The sequence below is a fragment of the Actinomadura logoneensis genome, from assembly GCF_003428695.1.
GTDB classification, from domain to species: Bacteria; Actinomycetota; Actinomycetes; order Streptosporangiales; family Streptosporangiaceae; genus Spirillospora; species Spirillospora logoneensis.
This window is the reverse complement of sequence record NZ_QURH01000350.1, coordinates 1-523: the sequence shown is the minus strand read 5'-3', so window position 1 is coordinate 523 and position 523 is coordinate 1. Positions and strand designations below refer to the sequence as shown.

Annotated in this window: 1 protein-coding gene; it reads right to left on the bottom strand. The window is 78.0% G+C overall.

Annotated elements, in window-relative coordinates; translation table 11 throughout:
- Positions 1–523 (bottom strand): phosphopantetheine-binding protein (locus DZF91_RS22665; protein WP_147341270.1); only part of this gene is annotated, 523 nt, incomplete at both ends.

The window sequence follows — 523 nt, the reverse complement described above, 5'->3', positions numbered from 1 at the left end:
GCGCTTCGGCGAGGGCCGCGACGCGGGCGGCGAGCGCGGCGACGGTCGGGGCCTCGAACAGGGCGCGGACGGGCAGCTCGACGCCCAGGGCGCGGCGCACCCGGCCGGCCACCCGCATCGCGATCAGCGAGTCGCCGCCGAGGTCGAAGAAGTCGTCGTCGATCCCGGCGCGGTCCACGCCGAGCAGGTCGGCGAAGATCGCGGCGACGGCGGCCTCGCGGTCGTCGCGCGGCGCGCGGTACTCGCGCAGCGGGACGGTCAGCACCGGCTTCGGGAGCGCCTTGGTGTCCACCTTGCCGTTCGGGGTGAGCGGCAGCTCGTCCATGACCACGACGGCGGCCGGGACCATCGCCTCGGGCAGGTGCTCGCGGACGTGCGCGCGCAGCTCCTCCGGGTCGAGGACCGCGCCGGGCGCGGGCACGACGTAGGCGACGAGCCGCTTGACCGGCGCGGCGGCCGAGCGGGACGCGGCGGCGAGGGTCGCGGACGGTGCCTGCGCGGCGAGCGCGGCGAACGTCTCGCG